Source organism: Phytopseudomonas dryadis, from assembly GCF_004327355.1.
Lineage (GTDB): Bacteria > Pseudomonadota > Gammaproteobacteria > Pseudomonadales > Pseudomonadaceae > Aquipseudomonas > Aquipseudomonas dryadis.
Genome location: NZ_QJUM01000034.1, coordinates 1 through 19,268, shown reverse-complemented (window position 1 = coordinate 19,268; position 19,268 = coordinate 1). Strand labels below are relative to the sequence as shown.

General features: G+C 65.8%; 12 protein-coding genes. 4 read left to right on the top strand and 8 right to left on the bottom strand.

Going from position 1 to position 19,268, the window contains the following annotated elements:
* Window positions 1-3: 3 nt before the first annotated feature.
* The 8 genes from DNK34_RS22155 to glnE all read right to left on the bottom strand — a co-directional run bounded on the left by DNK34_RS22155 (window position 4) and on the right by glnE (window position 10,128).
* Window positions 4-1,464 (bottom strand): lipopolysaccharide kinase InaA family protein, encoded by a 1,461-nt coding sequence (locus tag DNK34_RS22155; RefSeq protein ID WP_131173380.1) that lies wholly within the window; start codon window positions 1,462-1,464, stop codon window positions 4-6.
* Entirely contained in the window at window positions 1,461-2,210 is a 750-nt protein-coding gene (locus tag DNK34_RS22150) for a lipopolysaccharide kinase InaA family protein (protein ID WP_131173381.1), read from the bottom strand. The genes DNK34_RS22155 and DNK34_RS22150 overlap by 4 nt, the downstream gene beginning before the upstream one ends.
* Window positions 2,207-2,944, bottom strand: a complete 738-nt coding sequence (locus DNK34_RS22145) for a lipopolysaccharide kinase InaA family protein (protein WP_131173382.1) — start codon at window positions 2,942-2,944, stop codon at window positions 2,207-2,209. The genes DNK34_RS22150 and DNK34_RS22145 overlap by 4 nt, the downstream gene beginning before the upstream one ends.
* Window positions 2,937-3,770 (bottom strand): lipopolysaccharide core heptose(I) kinase RfaP, encoded by an 834-nt coding sequence (gene rfaP, locus DNK34_RS22140; RefSeq protein ID WP_131173383.1) that lies wholly within the window; start codon window positions 3,768-3,770, stop codon window positions 2,937-2,939. Before rfaP ends, DNK34_RS22145 begins: the two co-directional genes overlap by 8 nt.
* Before the next feature lie 115 nt (window positions 3,771-3,885).
* Window positions 3,886-5,007 carry a glycosyltransferase family 4 protein gene (locus DNK34_RS22135; protein ID WP_131173384.1) on the bottom strand — a complete coding sequence of 374 codons (1,122 nt, stop codon included), beginning with the start codon at window positions 5,005-5,007 and terminating at the stop codon, window positions 3,886-3,888.
* 20 nt (window positions 5,008-5,027) lie between these two features.
* The gene (waaC, locus tag DNK34_RS22130) at window positions 5,028-6,029 is read right to left on the bottom strand and encodes a lipopolysaccharide heptosyltransferase I (RefSeq protein ID WP_131173385.1); all 1,002 of its coding nucleotides are present in this window, start codon (window positions 6,027-6,029) and stop codon (window positions 5,028-5,030) included.
* Between the two features lie 60 nt (window positions 6,030-6,089).
* On the bottom strand, window positions 6,090-7,121 hold the full coding sequence (gene waaF / locus DNK34_RS22125; RefSeq protein ID WP_131173386.1) for a lipopolysaccharide heptosyltransferase II: 1,032 nt from the start codon (window positions 7,119-7,121) through the stop codon (window positions 6,090-6,092).
* A gap of 58 nt (window positions 7,122-7,179) precedes the next feature.
* A complete protein-coding gene (gene glnE / locus DNK34_RS22120; protein WP_131173387.1) occupies window positions 7,180-10,128 on the bottom strand; it encodes a bifunctional [glutamate--ammonia ligase]-adenylyl-L-tyrosine phosphorylase/[glutamate--ammonia-ligase] adenylyltransferase in 2,949 nt (982 codons plus the stop codon).
* 270 nt (window positions 10,129-10,398) lie between these two features.
* On the opposite strand from glnE, the gene aceE reads away from it, so the two are divergent.
* The 4 genes from aceE (at window position 10,399) to msrA (ending at window position 19,142) form a co-directional block, all read left to right on the top strand.
* Window positions 10,399-13,047 (top strand): pyruvate dehydrogenase (acetyl-transferring), homodimeric type, encoded by a 2,649-nt coding sequence (gene aceE / locus DNK34_RS22115; RefSeq protein ID WP_131173388.1) that lies wholly within the window; start codon window positions 10,399-10,401, stop codon window positions 13,045-13,047.
* An 11-nt stretch (window positions 13,048-13,058) separates the two neighbouring features.
* Entirely contained in the window at window positions 13,059-15,032 is a 1,974-nt protein-coding gene (aceF, locus tag DNK34_RS22110) for a dihydrolipoyllysine-residue acetyltransferase (RefSeq protein WP_131173389.1), read from the top strand.
* A 703-nt stretch (window positions 15,033-15,735) separates the two neighbouring features.
* The gene (locus DNK34_RS22105; protein ID WP_131173390.1) at window positions 15,736-18,429 is read left to right on the top strand and encodes a sensor domain-containing phosphodiesterase; all 2,694 of its coding nucleotides are present in this window, start codon (window positions 15,736-15,738) and stop codon (window positions 18,427-18,429) included.
* A 65-nt stretch (window positions 18,430-18,494) separates the two neighbouring features.
* A complete protein-coding gene (gene msrA, locus DNK34_RS22100; RefSeq protein ID WP_131173391.1) occupies window positions 18,495-19,142 on the top strand; it encodes a peptide-methionine (S)-S-oxide reductase MsrA in 648 nt (215 codons plus the stop codon).
* Window positions 19,143-19,268: the final 126 nt, after the last annotated feature.

Here is a 19,268-nt window from a genome sequence, read left to right as displayed (position 1 = left end):
GCTTTACTTGCAGCTTGAAGCCTGGGGCTTGAAGCTGCTCTTGGGTAATCGTTCGTCCAGTAACCGGTACAGCGCCGAGTCCGCCGGCCAGTTGCGCAGGAAACGCGCGCGATCGCGGGCGTAGGCCGCGGCGAAGCTGGCCATGCTGGCGTGCTGGCGCATGGCGTCCAGGTCGATCAGGGCCCAGCGCCCATCCTGCCACAGCATATTGGTGCCTTTGAGATCACCGTGGCTGATGCGCTCACGCAGCAGGGCGGCGAACAGCTCCTCCAGCGCCCGCAACTCCGTTTCGGGCAGTAACTCTCCAGCCGCCTGGCTGGACGCGAAATAGGCGATTATATCCATACCCGGCGTGTGTTCGGTAACCAGATAGGCCTGGCGGCGCAACCAGCAGGTACGCCGCTCGAGCATGGCCAGCGGCGTGGGCGTGGCGATGCCGAGGAAAGCCAGGCGATTGCCCTCGCACCAGCTGTGCCAGGCCCGGCTCGGGCGCCAGAAACGCTTGAGCCAGTGCATGAAACCCTTGATGTTGTAGCGCTTGAGCACCAGAACCCGGTCGCCGACCTCGACCCTGGCCACCGTGGAAGAGCCACCGAGCTTGAGCGGCTGCCCGGCGGCGATGGCGGCATCCGGGTCGGCCAGCAGGGGCGCCAGCAGCTCGGCCTGTTCGCGGCGCACCACCTGCAGGCGCCAGGCATCGCGGCGCACGCGGAACGCCGTGCAGTCGCGGCCGATCTTGCGCAGAAAATCGCGCAGGCGCCCGCCGCGCCCCTTGTCCACTTCCTTGAGCAGCGCCTCGAGCGGCAGGGCATGCTCGCCATTGACCAGCAGGTAATGCACCAGCAGTTCCTCGATATGCGCGTCCAGGGCGCTGGGGAACTGGGCGAAGAACTGCCCGAGGTTGGCCAGCACCTTGGCGCGCGACAGCGGTTGCCCGGGCACCTCGGCGCGAACGCCACCGCCGTCGATCAGCGACAGGCGTCCGTCATGGTGCAGCAGATTGTCCAGGTGCAGGTCGTCCTGCCACAGGCCCTTGGCATGCATGCTGGCGATGATCGCCAGGGCATCGCCGAGGACGGCCTGCTGGGCATCGGCCAGCAGCGGCTGATGGGCCACCGCCTGCCAGTCATCGCCGAGGCTACGGGCCTCCTCGAGGAACTCGAACAACAGCCAGCCCCCCGCGCCGGGCACCAGGCCCTGTTCGAGCAGGGCCGGGGTCGGCAGGCCCTGCTCGGCCAGCAGCCGGGCGCCGCGCAACTCGCGGGCGAAATGCCGTTCGGCCTTGGCGCCGACCAGCAGTTTGGCCAGCACGCTGCGCCCCTGCCACTGCGCCCGCCCGACATAACGCTGGCCGGGCAATACCCGCAGCAGGCTCTGCAGCTGCAGTGACACGCCGTTGCCGGCGTCGATGGGCAACGGCAGTTCGGGGCTGCGCCCCGCCTCGATCAGCTCGGCCAGCCTCATGAGCGCCGCGCCTTGTCGTCGAGGCGCGCGTTCAGGCGCTGCAGCCAGTAATCCACCTGGCTCGCCGAGCCCAGGTAGGCGCTGAGGAAGTCGACGATGTCAGCGTCGCTCCAGACCCTGGCCCGGCGCAGCAAGGGTTCCAGATCCTTGACCCGGTCGCGCTCGCCGAACAGCAGCGGACGGGTCTTTTCCAGGTCGATCAGTTGGGCGGCGAAGCCATCGGCCTTCTCTTGCAGGAAGATGTGCTTGGGGTAGAAGCAACCGTGCACCTGGCCACAAGCGTGCACCTGGCGCGCCAGCACCCCGCAGGCGCTGACGATCGCCTGGCGCTGCCCGGCGGGCACGTGCTGCCAGCGCGGCAGCCAGCTGTCCAGATCCTGCCAGTCATCCAGGGCCCGGGTCAGCAGGATCGCCCGGCGCTCACCGGACACCCGTCGTTCGGTGAAGAACGCCGCGCGCATCGCCGGAATGCCGAGGCGCCGGTAACGCCTGATATTGCGGAATTCGCGGGCCAGGGTCGGCTCGCCGAGCGGCCGCGCCAGGCTGCGGGTCAGGTAATTGCTCTGCCGCTTGAGGTAATAGGCGCGATCTTCCAGCTCGAGCCGGTAGACCGTGCTCCAGCCGCCGCGCGGCGCCGTATTCGGCTCGTCCACCGCGTGCAGTTCCAGCGCCCATAGCGCCTCGTAACTGGCCAGGCCGTGGCGCTCGAGCAGCGCCTGATCGTCGCTGTCGATGAAATCCTTCATTCTCTTCCCTCGAAATAGCGGACGATCTGCCCGATACGTCGCTTGTCGCTGGCGTTGAGCCGCTCGCGCCGGCGGTATTGCAGGTAAAAGCGCAGGCGCTGGGTGCGCGACAGGCTGTACTTGGCCACCTTGTCCAGGCAGGCCAGATCCTTGACGATGCGGTGGCGCAGCAGCGGCCCCCACCAGAACGCGCCGGTCGGACAGTCGATGAGGTACAGCCGGCGGTGTTCGTCGACCAGCAGGTTGCGCCACTTCAGGTCGTTGTGGGTGAAGTGGTGATCGTGCAGGGTACGCGTGGCCTTGGCCAGCTGCTGGCTGACATCGTCGACCCAGACGCGGTCACGCAAGCGCGCATCGCCACTGCCAGCGAGCCGCGATAGGTCCACGGTATCGACGATTTCCTGGGTGATCAGGGCGCCACGGACGAATGCCCCACCCTTGCGCTCCAGGCCGTAGGCGGCGATGGGCGCGGTGGGAATGCCCCATGCCGCGAAGTGCTTGAGGTTCTGCCATTCGGCCTTGACCCGTGGCCGGCCGATGAAACGCCGCACGCCCTTGCCGGCGCCGAAGTAGCGCTTGACGTAGTAGCGCAGCCCATCGAACTCCACGCGGATGACATCCGACAGCGGATCGCGGGTGATCGCCTCGCCCTGCAGGGCGAACACCGCCTCCAGACTGACGAAGGCCCGCGCCGCCTGCGGCGTGGCCAGGGCGGTGACGCGCCACTCACTCATGCCCGGCCCCCGGCGCGTACTTGCGCGCATAACGACTGAGCAGCCGCTCGGCCTTGCGCTGCAACCAGGCCAGCAGCGCCGCCTCGTCACCCAGGATCTGCCGCAGCGGGCGCCCGGCGCCCGCGGCAGCGAAGTAGGCGTCGAGAAAACGCAGCAGATCACGCTTCGTCAGCCCGATGTTGAGGGCCGAGAAATACAGCCCGGCCAGGTCCTTGTCGCGCCAGCGCCGGGGCACGGCGGGACGGATCTGCGCACGGTGCAGATCGATCACCGAGAGGCGGAAGTCGTCGGCCCGCAGCGGCTGGTCGGTGTGCAGCAGGAAATGACAGATATAGCAGTCGCGATGATTGACGCCGGCGGCGTGCATGCGCCCGGTCATCTGCGCCACGCGCCGGATCAACGCCCATTTCAGCCGTGGCGGCGGCGGCTGTTCCAGCCAGCTCAGGGTCAGTTGCTCCAGGTCGACGGTCGGCGCCAGCTCTTCGGTGACGATGAAGGAATGCTGTTGCGCCGGATTGCTGCCGCGTTCGCCGTAGGCCGCCGCGGTCATGGTCGGCACGCCGGCCTCGGTCAGGCGCTGGATGGCCTTCCATTCCTGGCCGGCGCCAAGTACCGGCAGACGCGCGCTGGCGAGATTCTTGACGATCTCGCCCCAGCCGACGCCACGGTGGATCTTGACGAAATAGCCCTTGCCGTCGACCTCGGTGCGCAGCGTGCGACGCGCCTCCAGTTCCCGGTAGACCTGGCCCTGCAGACGTTCGACCTCAGCGAAGGCATCCTTGCCGGCCCACAGGGACTTGAAGGGTTCAGCGAGAATCAGGCGCATAAGCCCCCCTGTAGGAGCCGCGCCCTCGCGGCGAATAACACGGGTAACAGGAACACACGACCGCCTCGCGCCGAGGACGACGCGCCTACACGATCGCTGGTTGCGACAACATTACTCATGTCCGCTCTGCCAGGATCACATCGGCCGCGTGCTGCGGCATGCTGTACAGGTCAGCGGTTTCGGCGAAGGCCAGGCCGTTGCGCTGCCACAGCGAGCGCTGCGCCTCGTCGGCGAGCACCTCGGCCAGCAGGCGGTTGAGCGTGCCCTGCTCGAACGGGCTGTCCAGCACCCGACCGGCGTCGGCATCGCGGATGTAGTGGGCATAACCGCAGACATCGGTAACCAGTACCGGCAAGCCCGCCACCAGGGCTTCGAGCAGCACGGTGCCGGTGTTCTCGTTGTAGGCCGGATGGATCAGCAGGTCGGCCCCCAGCAGGAAACGCGGGATATCGTCGCGGCCCTTGAGGAAGGTGACCTGATCGGCGATCCCCAGGGCCTTGCTCTGCACCTGGAAGACCTTGGGCTCGTCCTGGCCGATGACGAACAGCCGCGTGCGCCGGCGCAACTCGGACGGCAACGCCGCCACGGCTTTCAGGCTGCGATCCAGGCCCTTGGTCTTGAAGCCGGAGCCGATCTGCACCAGCAGCAGGTCGTCGTCGGCCAGCTCGAACTCGCGGCGGAACCCGGCGCGTATCTCGGCCGCGTTGGCCGGCACCCGGCGATCCACGGCGATCCCCGGCGGCAGCAGGTGAAAGCGCTCGGCCGGCGTGCCGTAATGCTTGACGAACAGCGGCTGCTGCACTTCGGAAATCATCAGGATCTCGGTATGCGACTCGGGCGCGAACACCGCCCGTTCGTACTCGGCGAAGTGCTTGTAACGCCCCCAGCGGCGGTACAGGGGATTGCGCAGGGTCTGCGCCTTGTCTTCGAAGCAGCCATCGGCGGCATAGTAGACATCCAGCCCGGGCATCTTGTTGAACCCCACCACCCGGTCGACCGGACGCTGGCGCAGATCGGCCTCGACCCAGGCACTGAGCTTCTCGTTGCGCCGATGGTTGAACAGCGCCTTGACCGGCACCACCACCACCTCGAACCCGGCGGGAATCTCCCCTTCCCAGATCGGCGTGTACACGCGGATGCCGTGGCCGCGCCGCTGGCACTCCAGGGCGATGCGCATGAAATCGCGCTGCAGGCCGCCGAACGGAAAGTATTTATAGAGGATGAAAGCCAGGCGCATCGGCCCTCCGCTTGGTGGCATCAGTCTATTCCCATGTCCAGCAGCAGCGCGTGCAGTTCGGTGAACACCCGCTGCGGCAGCAGATCGTCGAAGCAGGGCTTGTCGCGATCGCCCTTGCCGGCATCGGGGCCGCTGGCGCACAGGTGAATCTGCGCACGACCGTAGGCGCCGACACGGCCCGGCAGCGTCGGCCCGTACAGCGACACACAGGGCACGTCCAGTGCGGCGGCCAGGTGCCCGAGCCCGGTGTCCACCGCGACGCAGGCCTGGGCGCCGGCGATCACCTTGGCCACCCCGGCCAGGTTCAGTTTCGGCAGTACCGCGGCGCCTTCGATGTCGGCGGCGATACGTTCGGCGCGCGCCTTCTCCGCCTGGTTGCCCCAGGGCAGGCGAATCGACCAGCCCTGCTCGCTGACCCGCTCGGCCAGTTCGCGCCAGTAGGCTTCCGGCCAGTGCTTGCTCGGCCAGGTGGTGCCATGCAGGAAGACCAGATAGGGGCGCGACGGCGAATCCGCAAGCTGGGCGCGGTTCAAGCCGTAGTCGCCCAAGCCGGCGGGCACGCTGTAGCCCAGGGCCTGGGCGAACAACTGGCGCACCCGCTCCAGCGCATGCTGGGCACGCGGCACGCAGTAGCGGCGGTCATAGAAGCGGCTGGCGATGGGCTCGCGCGCCGAGCTGCGATCCAGCCCCGCCACCGGTGCCTTGACGTAGCGCGTCAGCCAGGCGCTCTTGAGCAGGCCCTGGGCGTCGATCACCAGGTCGTAACGGGTGTCGCGCAAACGTTTCTTGAAGCGCGACCATTCACCGCTACGCAGGGTCTGCAAAGGGTGCTTGCGCCAGCGCCGGATGGCCACCGGGATGACCTGGGAAACCGCCGGGTGCCAGGCCGGAATCTCGGCGAAGCCCTCTTCCACCACCCAGTCGAAACGGATGCCGGGGATGGCGCGGGCGGCATCGGTGAGCGCCGGCAGGGTGTGGATGACATCCCCCAGGGATGAGGTCTTGATCAGCAGCACCCGCATTCAGCGCACGCTCCACATGACGGTGACGGCACACTGCCGCGGTTGGCTCGACGGCACGCGCTATCCCTCGACCGGAGCGGCCAGCAGCCGGTCCAGGGCCTCGGTGGCGGCGCGGGGCGGCAACTGCACCAGGCAGTTGTAATGGCCGAAGCGGCAGGTGCGGTCGAAGCAGGGGCTGCAATCCAGGCCCAGGCGCACGACTTCCACCTGCTCGGCCAGAGGCGGCGTGAACTGCGGCGAGGTGGAACCATAGACCGCCACCAGCGGGCGATTCAGCGCCGCGGCGACGTGCATCAGCCCGGAATCGTTGGACACCACCGATGCCGCGCAGGACAGCAGATCGATGGCTTCGGCCAGGCTGGTTTCCCCGGCCAGGTTGACCGCCTCTTCACGCAGCCCCGGAATCAGCCGCGAGCGGATATCCTCGCCGACCGGGTGATCCTTCTTCGAACCGAACAGCCAGACCTGCCAGCCCTCGCGGATCCTGGTCTCGGCGACCTTGGCGTAGTGTTCGCTCGGCCAGCGCTTGGCCTCGCCGAACTCGGCACCGGGGCACAGCGCCAGCACCGGGCGGTCGAGCTGCAGGCCGAAGCGGGCCAGGGCCGCGTCGCGGGTGGCCGGATCGATCCGCAACGAAGGACGCGGATAGGGTTGCGGCAGCTCGGCGCCCGCCGGGTAGGCCAGGGCCATGAAGCGTTCGATCATCAGCGGGTAGCGCGCCTTGTCCAGGGTGCGCACATCGTTGAGCAAACCGTAGCGCAGCTCGCCCTTCCAGCCGGTGCGCAGGGGGATGCCGGCGAAGAACGGCACCAGCGCCGACTTCAGCGAGTTGGGCAGCAGGATCGCCTGGTCGTAACGACCGGCCAGCGACTTGCCGATGCGCCGCCGCGTGGCCAGTTCGAGCACGCCGTGCCCCAGGGGAAAGCTCAGGGCCTCGCGCACTTCGGGCATGCGCTCGAGGATCGGCCGGCTCCACTCCGGCGCCAGCACGTCGATCGCGCAGTCGGGATGGCGCACTTTCAGACACTGGAACAGTGTCTGCGCCATCACCATGTCGCCTACCCACGAGGGGCCGATGATCAGAATATTCATAAGCTCAGCGCTGCACTATCGATTAAGGGGCGGCGCGGCGCGCGATCAGCGGGGAGCATCAGCTCAACCCCAGCTCACGCCAGATGCGCAACACGTTGCGCCTGTGCACGTGGAACTGATCGCCACTCACCACCCCGGGCTGCTTCTGCAGTGCTTGCCGGTGGGCCGCCGAACGGTAGGCCTTGTAGGCATCCTGTAGCAGGGTCGCCTCGCCATCGTGCAGCAGACCGAGCCGATCCAGCCCTTCCAGAATGCGAATGTTGTCGGTGAATTCGAGCAGCGTCGGGTGCTGCTTCGACCACGCCAGGGCCGCGTATTGCACCATAAATTCGATATCGACGATACCACCGGCGTCCTGCTTGAGATCGAAGGGCACCGCGGCATCGAAGGCGTTGGCCGCGGTCCCGGCGGCCGTGACGCGGGTGCCGAGGTTGTCGCGCATCTTCGCCCGCATCTCGCTGACCTCGCGCCGCAGGGTCGCCTGCTCGCGCTCGCGGCCGAGCACCGCGGCGCGTACCGTCGCGAACGCCCGGGCGACGCGCGGGCAGCCGACCAGCACCCGCGCGCGCACCAGCGCCTGATGCTCCCAGGTCCAGGCCTCGTTTTCCTGGTAACGCTGGAAAGCGCCCAGGGAACTGACCAGCAGCCCCGCCGCCCCCGAGGGGCGCAGGCGCATGTCGACGTCGTACAGCTGACCGGAGTTGGTCTGCGCCGTCAGCAGATGGATGATGCGCTGCCCCAGGCGGGTGAAGAACTGCGCCCCGTCGATGGGCTTGGCGCCATCGGTCTCGGCCTGGGGATCGCCATCATGGATGAACACCAGATCCAGATCGGAACCGTGACCCAGCTCGATGCCGCCGACCTTGCCGTAACCGACGATGACGAAGTCCGGCGCGCACAGGCTGCCGTCGACGCGCTGCGGCGTACCGTGCCGGGCCACCATCTGCCGCCAGGCCAGGGCCAGCACCTGGTCGAGAATGGCCTCGGCCAGCCAGGTCAGGTAGTCGCTGACCTTCATCAGCGGCAGGGTGCCGACGATTTCCGAAGCGGCCACGCGCAGCCCGTGGGCCAGCTTGAAATGGCGCAGCGCCTCCATCTGCTGCTCCAGGTCGTCCTCGGGAATCCGCATCAGTCGCTCGCGCAGCTCGGCGACCAGTTCCGGCGCCTGCGGCGGGTTGAACAGCCGGCCTTCGTTGAGCAGTTCATCGAGCAGCAGCGGAAAGCGGGCGATCTGCTCGGCGATCCATGGGCTGCCCGCGCACAGGGCCAGCAAGCGCTGCAGGGCATTGGGGTTTTCCGTCAGCAGCACCAGGTAGGCCGAGCGCCGGGCCACGGCCTCGATCAACGGCAGCACCCGCTCCAGCACCAGATCGGGGTCGTCCTGCTCGACCGCCAGCGCCAGCAGCCGCGGGATGAAGGCATCCAGGCGCTCACGACCCAGGCGCTGCATGGCGCGCACCTGGTTGCCATTGCGCAGGCCGAGCAGGCGCTGCCAGGCCGCTTGCGCATCGCTGAAACCGGCCTCGCTCAACTGCCGGCAAGCGGCCTCCTCGTCCTGATCGTCATTCCACAGCGGCAGCCAATCGCCTCCCGGCACCTGCTCGTCTACCTGGCCATCCGCATCCTCGTCGGGGTCGGCGATGACCTGGCGGAAATGCCAGTCGACGCGGCTGCGCCAGTGCATCAGTTGGCGGTGGAACGCCTGCCAGTCGGCGAAGCCGAGCATGCACGCCACCCGCGCGCGATCCTGCTGGTTGTCCGGCAGCATCTGCGTCTGGCGGTCGTCGATGGCCTGCAGGGCATGCTCGGTGTAGCGCAGAAAGGCATAGCCGGCCTGCAGCTCGTCGACCACCTCGGCCGGCAGGTAGCCCTGGCCCTCGAGGGTATCGAGCACCTTGCGCAGCGAGCGCTGCTGCAGGCTCAGGTCGCGCCCGCCGTGGATCAGCTGGAAGGCCTGGGCGATGAACTCCACTTCACGGATGCCACCGGCGCCGAGCTTGATGTTCTCGGCCATGCCCTTGCGCCGGACTTCCTGCTGGATCAGTTGCTTCATGGTGCGCAGGGCGTCGATCGCGGAGAAGTCCAGGTAACGCCGATAGACGAAGGGCCGCAGCATGTCCAGCAGTTGCGCGCCGGCGACCTGATCGCCGCCGACCACGCGCGCCTTGATCATCGCGTAGCGCTCCCAGTCGCGCCCCTGATCCTGGTAGTACTGCTCCAGGGCATTGAAACTGAACACCAGGGAACCGGAAGAGCCATAGGGCCGCAGGCGCATGTCGGTGCGGAAGACGAAGCCGTCGACGGTGATCGCATCCAGCGCCTTGATCAGTTTCTGCCCCAGGCGGATGAAGAACTCCTGGTTGTCCAGCGGACGCTTGACGCCTGCGGTCTCGCCGCCCTCGGGATAACCGAAGATCAGGTCGATGTCCGACGACAGGTTCAACTCATGGGCGCCGAGCTTGCCCATGCCGAGGATCACCATCTGCTGCGGCTGACCGCTGCGCTGCCCCACAGGCGTGCCGAACTGCTGGCGATGCCGGGCATACAGCCACTGGTAGGCCTGGTCGATACAGGCGTCGGCCAGGTCGGAGAGGTCGCGACAGGTTTCGACCAGGTCGGCCTGGCGGCTGATATCGCGCCAGATGATGCGCACCTGCTGGCGATTGCGGAAGCGTCGCAGGCAACGCGCCAGTTGATGTTCATCCTGGCACTCGCGCAGTTGTTCCAGCAGTTGCCCGCGCAGCTCGCCTTGCGCGAGAGGCCGCTCCAGCTCGCCGCTGCCGGCCAGTTCGAGAAACATCGGCGGATCCCGCAGCGCCTGTTGCGTCACGAAGTCGCTGGCGGCGGTGACACGCGCCAGCAGCTCGCGTCGCGATGCCGGCCAGGCCGCGAATGCCGCGGTGGCGTCGCTCGGCAGTTCGGCGAAGGCGTCGAGCAGCGCGCGTTCGGCGCGCTGGGCGATAACGAGGAGGTCGGCAGGTAAAGAGACGAGCGCAGGCAAGCTCATGGTCTATCCTTCTGGGCGGACAAGCGAGCCCGCTTGAAAACTGGCGGAGCCAGTGCAAAGGCTCGTCGCGCAAGGCGTGCGCCTGATTTGATTGTAGTTTCGCTACGACTGTTTATAACTGAAGGGCTGAAATCGCCGTCGAAATGTAGTAAAACTACACGAAGCCGGATCTACCTAACCGGTATATCCAAGAATTCACGTGCCCGCTCATAAAGCCGGCCACGCATCCTGGCTTCCGATTCTGGAAGCCTTTCCGCTCTGGAGCAAGCCATGCAAGACCTCGATCCAATCGAAACCCAGGAATGGCTGGACGCGCTGGAATCCGTCCTCGACAAAGAAGGCGAAGACCGCGTTCACTACCTGATGACGCGCCTGGGTGAACTGGCCACCCGCAGCGGTACCCAACTGCCCTATTCGATCACCACGCCGTACCGCAACACCATCCCGGTCACGCGTGAAGCGCGCATGCCGGGCGACCTGTTCATGGAACGCCGCATCCGCTCGATCGTTCGCTGGAACGCCCTGGCCATGGTCATGCGCGCCAACATGCAGGATCCGGATCTGGGCGGCCACATCTCCACCTTCGCCTCCAGCGCGACCCTCTACGACATCGGCTTCAACTACTTCTTCCAGGCTCCCACCGAGGAGCACGGCGGCGACCTGATCTACTACCAGGGCCACGCTTCCCCCGGCATCTACGCCCGCGCCTTCCTGGAAGGCCGCCTGAGCGAAGAGCAGATGCTCAAGTTCCGTCAGGAAGTGGACGGTGGCGGCCTGTCGTCCTATCCGCACCCGCACCTGATGCCGGACTTCTGGCAGTTCCCCACCGTCTCCATGGGCCTGGGCCCGATCACCGCGATCTACCAGGCGCGCTTCATGAAGTACCTGGAAAACCGCGGCTTCATCCCGGCCGGCAAGCAGAAGGTCTGGTGCTTCATCGGCGACGGCGAGTGCGACGAGCCGGAAACCCTGGGCGCCATTTCCCTGGCCGGCCGCGAGAACCTCGACAACCTGATCTTCGTCATCAACTGCAACCTGCAGCGCCTCGACGGCCCGGTACGCGGCAACGGCAAGATCATCCAGGAGCTGGAAGGCAATTTCCGCGGCGCCAACTGGAACGTCAACAAGGTCATCTGGGGCCGCATGTGGGACCCGCTGTTCGCCGAAGACGAAGACGGCCGCATGCAGCGCCGCATGGATCAGGCCATCGACGGTGAGTACCAGAACTACAAGGCCAAGGACGGCGCCTACGTGCGCAAGCACTTCTTCGGCGCCGACCCGGAGCTGCTCAAGCGCGTCGAGAAGCTCTCCGACGAGGAGATCTTCAACCTCAACCGCGGCGGCCACGACCCCTACAAGGTCTATGCGGCCTACCATCAGGCGGTCAACCACAAGGGTCAGCCGACCGTCATCCTGGCCCACACCATCAAGGGTTATGGCACCGGTGCCGGCGAAGCGAAGAACACCGCGCACAACACCAAGAAGGTCGATATCGAGTCGCTGAAGAAATTCCGCGATCGCTTCGACATCCCGCTCAACGATTCGCAGCTGGAAGAACTGCCGTTCTACCGCCCGGCCGAAGACAGCGCGGAAATGAAGTACCTGCGCAAGTGCCGCGAGAAACTCGGCGGCCACCTGCCGCAGCGCAATCGCGGCACCATCAGCATCCCGACCCCGCCGCTGGATATCCTCAAGGCCGTCCTGGACGGTTCGGGCGACCGCGAAATCTCCACCACCATGGCCTTCGGCCGCATCCTCGCCGCGCTGGTCAAGGACAAGGAGCTGGGCAAACGCATCGTGCCGATCCTCGCCGACGAGGCCCGTACCTTCGGCATGGAAGGCATGTTCCGCCAGCTGGGTATCTACTCGCCGGTCGGCCAGCTGTACGAGCCGGTCGACCGCGACCAGGTGATGTACTACCGCGAAGAGAAGGACGGCCAGATCCTCCAGGAGGGCCTCAACGAGGCCGGGGCGTTCTCCTCCTTCATCGCTGCCGGTACCGCCTACAGCAACTACAACACGCCGATGCTGCCGGTCTACATCTTCTACTCGATGTTCGGCTTCCAGCGTATCGGCGACCTGGCCTGGGCGGCCGGCGACGGCCAGACCCGCGGCTTCCTGCTGGGCGGCACCTCGGGCCGCACCACGCTGAACGGCGAAGGCCTGCAGCACGAGGACGGCCACAGCCACATCCTCGCCAGCACCATCCCCAACGTGCGCAGCTACGACCCCACCTACGCTTACGAGCTGGCGGTGATCATGCGCGAAGGCACGCACCGGATGATGACCCTGCAGGAAAACGTTTATTACTACATCACCGTGATGAACGAGAACTACCAGCAGCCGGCCATGCCGGAAGGTGTCGAAGAAGGCATCATCAAGGGCATGTACCTGCTCGAAGAGGACCACAAGGAAGCCGCCCACCACGTGCAACTGCTGGGTTGCGGCACCATCCTCAACGAGGTGCGCGAAGCGGCGAAGATCCTGCGCAACGACTACAACATCGGTGCCGATGTGTGGAGCGTCACCAGCTTCAACGAACTGCGTCGCGACGGCCTGGCCGTGGAGCGCAGCAACCGCCTGCACCCGGGCGACGAGCCCAAGCAGAGCTATGTCGAACAGTGCCTGAACGGCCGCAAAGGCCCGGTTGTGGCGAGCACCGACTACATGAAGCTGTTCGCCGAGCAGATTCGTCAGTGGGTACCGGTCAAGGAATACAAGGTGCTGGGCACCGACGGTTACGGCCGTAGCGACAGCCGCCGCAAACTGCGCGATTTCTTCGAAGTGGATCGCCGCTGGGTCGTCCTGGCCGCGCTCGAAGCGCTGGCCGATCGTGGCGAGATCGAACGCAAGGCCGTGGCCGAGGCCATCGTCAAGTTCGGTATCGACCCGGAAAAACGCAACCCTCTGGACTGCTAAGGAGACGCATTGTGAGTGAATTGATTCGCGTACCCGACATCGGCGGTGGTGAGGGTGAAGTCATCGAGCTGTTCGTCAAGGTTGGCGACCGCATCGAGGCTGACCAAAGCCTGCTGACCCTCGAGTCGGACAAGGCCAGCATGGAGATTCCGGCGCCCAAGGCCGGCGTCGTCAAGAGCCTGAAAGTGAAGCTGGGCGATAACCTGAAAGAAGGCGACGAGTTGCTCGAACTGGACGTGGAAGGCGATGCCGAGGCCGCGCCGGCCAAGCAAGAGCAGGCGCCTGCCCAGGCCGAACCTGCCGCAGCAGCGCAACCAGCCGCCGAGCCTCAGGCTCAGTCTGCTGGCAGTGCCGAGCCTGAGGAAGTCAAGGTGCCGGACATCGGCTCCAGCGCCAAGGCCAGCGTGATCGAAGTAGCGGTCAAGCCGGGCGACACCATCGAGGCCGATCAGTCGCTGATCACCCTCGAGTCCGACAAGGCCAGCATGGAAATCCCTTCGCCCGCCGCGGGCGTGGTGGAGAGCGTGTCGGTCAAGGTCGGTGACGAAGTCGGCACCGGCGACCTGATCCTGGTACTCAAAGGCGCTGCTGGCGCACAGCCGAAGCAGGCCGCTAGCGCCCCCGCTGCCGCACCGACTGCAGCCCCTGCCGAGGCCGCCGCTCCTGCGGCAGCCGAAGAGCCGGCTGGCGAAAGCAGCGAAGAAGTCCGTATCCCGGATATCGGCGACGACGCCGCTGGCGTGATCGAAGTGCTGGTCAAGGTTGGCGACAGCGTTGAAACCGAGCAGTCGCTGATCGTGCTGGAATCGGCCAAGGCCAGCATGGAGATTCCGGCACCCAAGGCCGGGGTTATCGAGAGCATCGCCATCAAGGTCGGTGATCAGGCCAAGACCGGCGACCTGATCCTGGTGCTGAAAGTCCAGGGCAAGGCAGCCGCCAAACCTGCCGCCGCCGCTCAGGCGCCAGCTGCAGCCCCGGAGCAGGCCAAAGCGGCCAACGTTCAGGGTTCGGCACCCGCCAAGGCGGCACCGCAGGCCGCTCCGGCCGCCGCGCCAGGCCGCTCCGGCAGCAAAGTGCACGCCGGCCCGGCCGTGCGCCAGTTGGCCCGCGAGTTCGGTGTCGAACTGAGCGCCGTCGCCGGCACGGGCCCGAAAGGTCGCATCCTCAAGGAAGACGTGCAGCTCTACGTCAAGGCCGAACTGCAGAAAGCCAAGTCGGCCCCGGCTGCAGCTGGCGCCACTGGCGGCGCCGGCATCCCGCCGATCCCGAGCGTGGACTTCAGCAAGTTCGGTGAAGTGGAAGAAGTGGCCATGACCCGCCTGATGCAGGTCGGCGCCACCAACCTGCACCGCAGCTGGCTCAACGTGCCCCACGTGACCCAGTTCGATTCGGCTGACATCACCGAACTGGAAGCCTTCCGCGTGGCGCAGAAGGCCGTGGCCGAGAAGGCCGGGGTCAAGCTCACCGTGCTGCCGCTGCTGCTCAAGGCCAGCGCCTACCTGCTCAAGGAACTGCCGGACTTCAACAGTTCGTTGGCTCCGAGCGGCAAGGCCGTGATCCGCAAGAAATACGTGCACATCGGCTTCGCCGTCGATACCCCGGATGGCCTGCTGGTGCCGGTGATCAAGAACGTCGACCAGAAGAGCCTGCTGCAACTGGCTGCCGAAGCCGCCGCCCTGGCGGAAAAGGCGCGCACCAAGAAGCTCTCCGCCGACGACATGCAGGGTGCCTGCTTCACCATCTCCAGTCTCGGCCATATTGGCGGCACCGGCTTCACGCCGATCGTCAACGCACCGGAAGTGGCGATCCTCGGTGTCAGCAAGGCAACCATCCAGCCGGTATGGGATGGCAAGGCCTTCCAGCCCAAGCTGATGCTGCCGCTGTCGCTGTCCTACGATCACCGGGTGATCAACGGCGCCGCCGCGGCCCGCTTCACCAAGCGCCTGGGTGAAGTGCTGGCGGATATCCGCACCATGCTGCTGTAACCACACACCCGCTTTTCGAGCGCCACGCTCGCATCCTCAACCCCGCCCGATCCGGCGGGGTTTTTTTTAGCCCGCCATCCCTGGCGATCACCCTGCGGACCGTCGCAAGCGACGTCAAAAATCGATCCCGGCCATTTTTCGTGGCCATATCCCCCGTTATGTATTGCCGCAACCGTGGATACCGTCCTGCCCGTTCGCAGGCAGAGGGTTCGCCTGTAGGAGCGTCGACCCCGGCGCGATAGCAATGCTGGCATCCCACAAAATCCCTGGCGCGACCAGCAATCGCCGCGGGGTCGCGGTTCCTGCACAAACCTGGCCATCCTTCGTGCTTATCACTGAATCATTCCCGTGGTCACCCTCAAGCCGTCGCAAGCGACGTCAAAAACGCGCCTGGCGATTTCTGACCCGCCGTTCCTGATGACCCTCTTCGCAGCGGCGCAGGAGCGATGCGAATACTTCTTCCCCCCGGATTTCCGTGCACCGTTGCAGCTCAAGAGTCGCCCTGCGTGCGCTATTGCCGCACACCCCGCGAACGCATAAAAATATTATTAAAAATCAATCAGTTGAAACATATAAATCACAATGCTATTAGATTCCTTGTCAGCCGCCACACCATGATGCAACCTAGCCTGCCTAGGCTTCGCGCTATAGTGAACAAGGTCGGGCGCTCGCCTATGCCAGCAGACTGGAATACAGCCATTCGATGAAAAGCCATCCCGATGCCGCAAGCCGTTTGGCGGCCGAGGTCGTGACGCAGCTACCGGTGCCCTCGCGGCTCGGGATGATGCGTTTCGAACGGCTGAACGAGGCGAACTGGATGCTGCTGTTCCTCGACTCCTCCTGCGAAAGGCAGTTCGGCATTGCCGCCAGCGATCTCTGCACCCTGGTCGAAACGCCCTACGCCAGCCTGATGGAGCCCGAAGTCCGCTACCGGCTGCACGATGCCATTCAGCTGCAACTGGCTCAGTATCCCCATTACATGGTGCGCTACACCCTGCACACGCCCCATGGGCCGCTCAACCTCATGGAGCTGGGCGAGCCCTTCAAGCAGCGTGGCCGGCACCTGCTGCGCGGCTACCTGCTGGTGACCGACAGCGCGCCACACGAAGGCTCGGATCAGCACTCCAACGAACAATCCCCGACAGCCCTGCCGCTCAACTCCATGGCCCTGTACCAGCGCAGCCAGGAAGAACAGCAGCAACAACAGCAACGCACCCAGGCCCAGCAGCAACTCATCGTCCAGCTGTCGAGCCATCGCTACGAGGCCGCCGACCCGCTGCGCGAAGCGGCCGAGCTGATCACCCGCAGCGCCTGCGAGCTCTACCAGGTCGCCCGCGCCGGTATCTGGCAACTCAACGGCGACACCCTGAACCCCGTCACGCTCTACCTGCTCGACCAGGCTCACTACGAAATCCCCGCGCCGCTCGACGGCCGCCGCTATCCCCACTACATGGGGGCCCTGAAAGACGGGCGCTCGATCGACGCCCACGATGCCGAGAACGACCCGTGCACCAGCGAGTTGCGAGACGATTACTTGCGCCCCGAGGCCATCGGCGCCGTGCTCGACGCCAGCATACGCGTCGGCGGCGAGGTGGTCGCCGTGCTCTGCCTGGAGCACTGCGGCGGGCCGCGGGTCTGGCAGGCCGATGAGATCGCCTTCGTCGGCGAACTGGCGGACCACTACGCCCAGGTGCTGAGCCATCAGGAACGACGCAACGCCACCAGCGCGCTGTACCTGTTCCAGCGCGCGGTGGAGCAGAGCGCCAGCGCCTTCATCCTGCTCAACCGCGACGGCCAGGTGGAGTACGTCAATCCGAGTTTCACCGCCATCACCCAGTACAGCGCCGACGAGGTACAGGGGCGCCAGCTCTCGGAGTTGCCCGCCCTGGAAAACCTCAGCGAACTGCTCTTCGATGCCGACTCCGGGCTGGCCGACCACAACAGCTGGCAGGGCGAATTCAAGAGCCGGCGCAAGAACCTGGAACCGTACTGGAGCCAATTCTCGATATCCAAGGTACATGCCGACGACGGCACCCTGACCCACTACATCGGCATCTACGAAGACATCACCGAAAACAAGCAGTCCCAGCAGCGCATCGAGCGCCTGGCCTACAGCGACAACCTGACCGGCCTGGGCAACCGCTACGCCTTCATCCGCGCCCTGGAGAAACGCTTCACCAGCGCCGCCAACGCCAGCATCAGCCTGCTGCTGGTCGACATCGACAACTTCAAGCGCATCAACGACAGCCTCGGTCACCAGACCGGCGACAAACTGCTGGTCAGCCTGGCCAAACGGCTGCGCAACAGCCTCAGCCCGAATGGCACCCTGGCCCGCTTCGCCAGCAACGAATTCGCCATCCTGCTCGACGACTGCGACAGCGCGCAGGGCCAGGCGATCGCCCAACAGGTACTGGGCATGCTGGACAAGCCGCTGTTCATCGACAACCAGTTGATCAACATCACCGGTTCGGTAGGCCTGGCTTGCGCCCCCGAACACGGCGAGGACCCGCAAACGCTGATGAAGCATGCCGGGCTGGCGCTGCACAAGGCCAAAGCCAACGGCAAGCACCAGTTGCAGGTGTTCACCGACACCCTCAACGCCGAAGCCAACTACAAGCTGTTCGTCGAGAACAACCTGCGCCGCGCCCTGACCCAGAACGAGCTCGAGGTGTTCTACCAGCCCAAGCTGTGCCTGAAGAGCGGCCAGTTGCTGGGCATGGAAGCGCTGCTGCGCTGGCAGCATCCGGAAAAGGGCATGATCCGCCCGGATCAGTTCATCAGTGTGGCCGAGGAAACCGGCCTGATCATTCCCATCGGCAAATGGGTGGTGCGCCAGGCCTGCCGCATGAGCAAGCAGCTCACCGCCGTCGGCCTGGGCAGCCTGCAGGTGGCGATCAATCTGTCGCCGAAGCAGTTTTCCGATCCGGACCTGGTCGGCTCCATCGCCGCCATCCTCGCCGAAGAACAACTGCCGCCCGAACTGCTGGAACTGGAACTGACCGAAGGCCTGCTGCTGGAAGCCACGGAGGACACCCGCGATCAGTTGAGCCGCCTGAAACGCCTGGGCCTGACCCTGGCCATGGACGATTTCGGCACCGGCTATTCATCGCTCAGCTACCTGAAGAAATTCCCCATCGACGTGATCAAGATCGATCGCAGCTTCATCAAGGACATCCCGGAAAGCCAGGACGACATGGAAATCACCTCGGCGGTGATCGCCATGGCGCACAACCTCAAGCTCAAGGTCGTCGCCGAAGGCATCGAGACCCCCGCCCAGCTGGGCTTTCTGCGACGTCAGCAGTGCGATATCGGCCAGGGCTACCTGTTCGACCGGCCCATTGCCGCACGCGAGCTGGTAGAAAGCCTGAAGCGCTACCCCTGCCGACCGGCGCGCTGAACGGCAGCTAACGCCGGCCACCCCATACGGTCTACCGACATCTACACGCACAGAGGACAAGGCTCATGGTCTTACGCTCGCAAATTCTCGCCCACAAACTCGAACTGCCCAGTGCCGAACAGGCCTTGCCCGGGCGAGAAACGCCGCTGCCGGTACCCGAGGCGCACTACGTCAACGGCAACCCGCTGCAAGGGCCGTTCCCCGAAGGGCTACAGCTGGCCCTGTTCGGCCTGGGTTGCTTCTGGGGCGCCGAGCGGCGCTTCTGGCAACAGCCGGGCGTGTGGAGCACCGCGGTGGGCTACGCCGGGGGCTACACGCCCAACCCGACCTACGAAGAAACCTGCTCCGGGCTGACCGGCCATGCGGAAGTGGTGCTGGTGGTCTTCGACCCACGGCTGACCCGCTACGAGCAGTTGCTGAAAGTGTTCTGGGAAGCGCACAACCCGACCCAGGGCATGCGCCAGGGCAACGACATCGGCAGCCAGTATCGCTCGGCCATCTATTGCTACGGCGCCGAACAACTGGCCGCCGCCCGGCACAGCCAGGCACAGTTCCAGAGCGAGCTGGAAAAGTCCGGCTACGGCGAAATCACCACGGAAATCGCCGAGGCGCCGACCTTCTATTACGCCGAGGCCTACCACCAGCAGTATCTGGCGAAGAACCCCGACGGCTACTGCGGGCTGGGCGGCACCGGCGTCTGCCTGCCGGCGTAGCTGGAGGCTGGAGGCTGGAGGCTGGAGGCTGGAGGCTGGAGGCTGGAGGCTGGAGGCTGGAGGCTGGAGGCTGGAGGCTGGAGGCTGGAGGCTGGAGGCTGGAGGCTGGAGGCTGGAGGCTGGAGG

Bases quoted from the DNA above. Each gene is read 5' to 3' on its own strand.
- DNK34_RS22155 (WP_131173380.1), bottom strand. From the start codon at position 1,464: ATGAGGCTGGCCGAGCTGATCGAGGCGGGGCGCAGCCCCGAACTGCCG.
- DNK34_RS22150 (WP_131173381.1), bottom strand. From the start codon at position 2,210: ATGAAGGATTTCATCGACAGCGACGATCAGGCGCTGCTCGAGCGCCAC.
- DNK34_RS22145 (WP_131173382.1), bottom strand. From the start codon at position 2,944: ATGAGTGAGTGGCGCGTCACCGCCCTGGCCACGCCGCAGGCGGCGCGG.
- rfaP (WP_131173383.1), bottom strand. From the start codon at position 3,770: ATGCGCCTGATTCTCGCTGAACCCTTCAAGTCCCTGTGGGCCGGCAAG.
- DNK34_RS22135 (WP_131173384.1), bottom strand. From the start codon at position 5,007: ATGCGCCTGGCTTTCATCCTCTATAAATACTTTCCGTTCGGCGGCCTG.
- waaC (WP_131173385.1), bottom strand. From the start codon at position 6,029: ATGCGGGTGCTGCTGATCAAGACCTCATCCCTGGGGGATGTCATCCAC.
- waaF (WP_131173386.1), bottom strand. From the start codon at position 7,121: ATGAATATTCTGATCATCGGCCCCTCGTGGGTAGGCGACATGGTGATG.
- glnE (WP_131173387.1), bottom strand. From the start codon at position 10,128: ATGAGCTTGCCTGCGCTCGTCTCTTTACCTGCCGACCTCCTCGTTATC.
- aceE (WP_131173388.1), top strand. From the start codon at position 10,399: ATGCAAGACCTCGATCCAATCGAAACCCAGGAATGGCTGGACGCGCTG.
- DNK34_RS22105 (WP_131173390.1), top strand. From the start codon at position 15,736: ATGAAAAGCCATCCCGATGCCGCAAGCCGTTTGGCGGCCGAGGTCGTG.
- msrA (WP_131173391.1), top strand. From the start codon at position 18,495: ATGGTCTTACGCTCGCAAATTCTCGCCCACAAACTCGAACTGCCCAGT.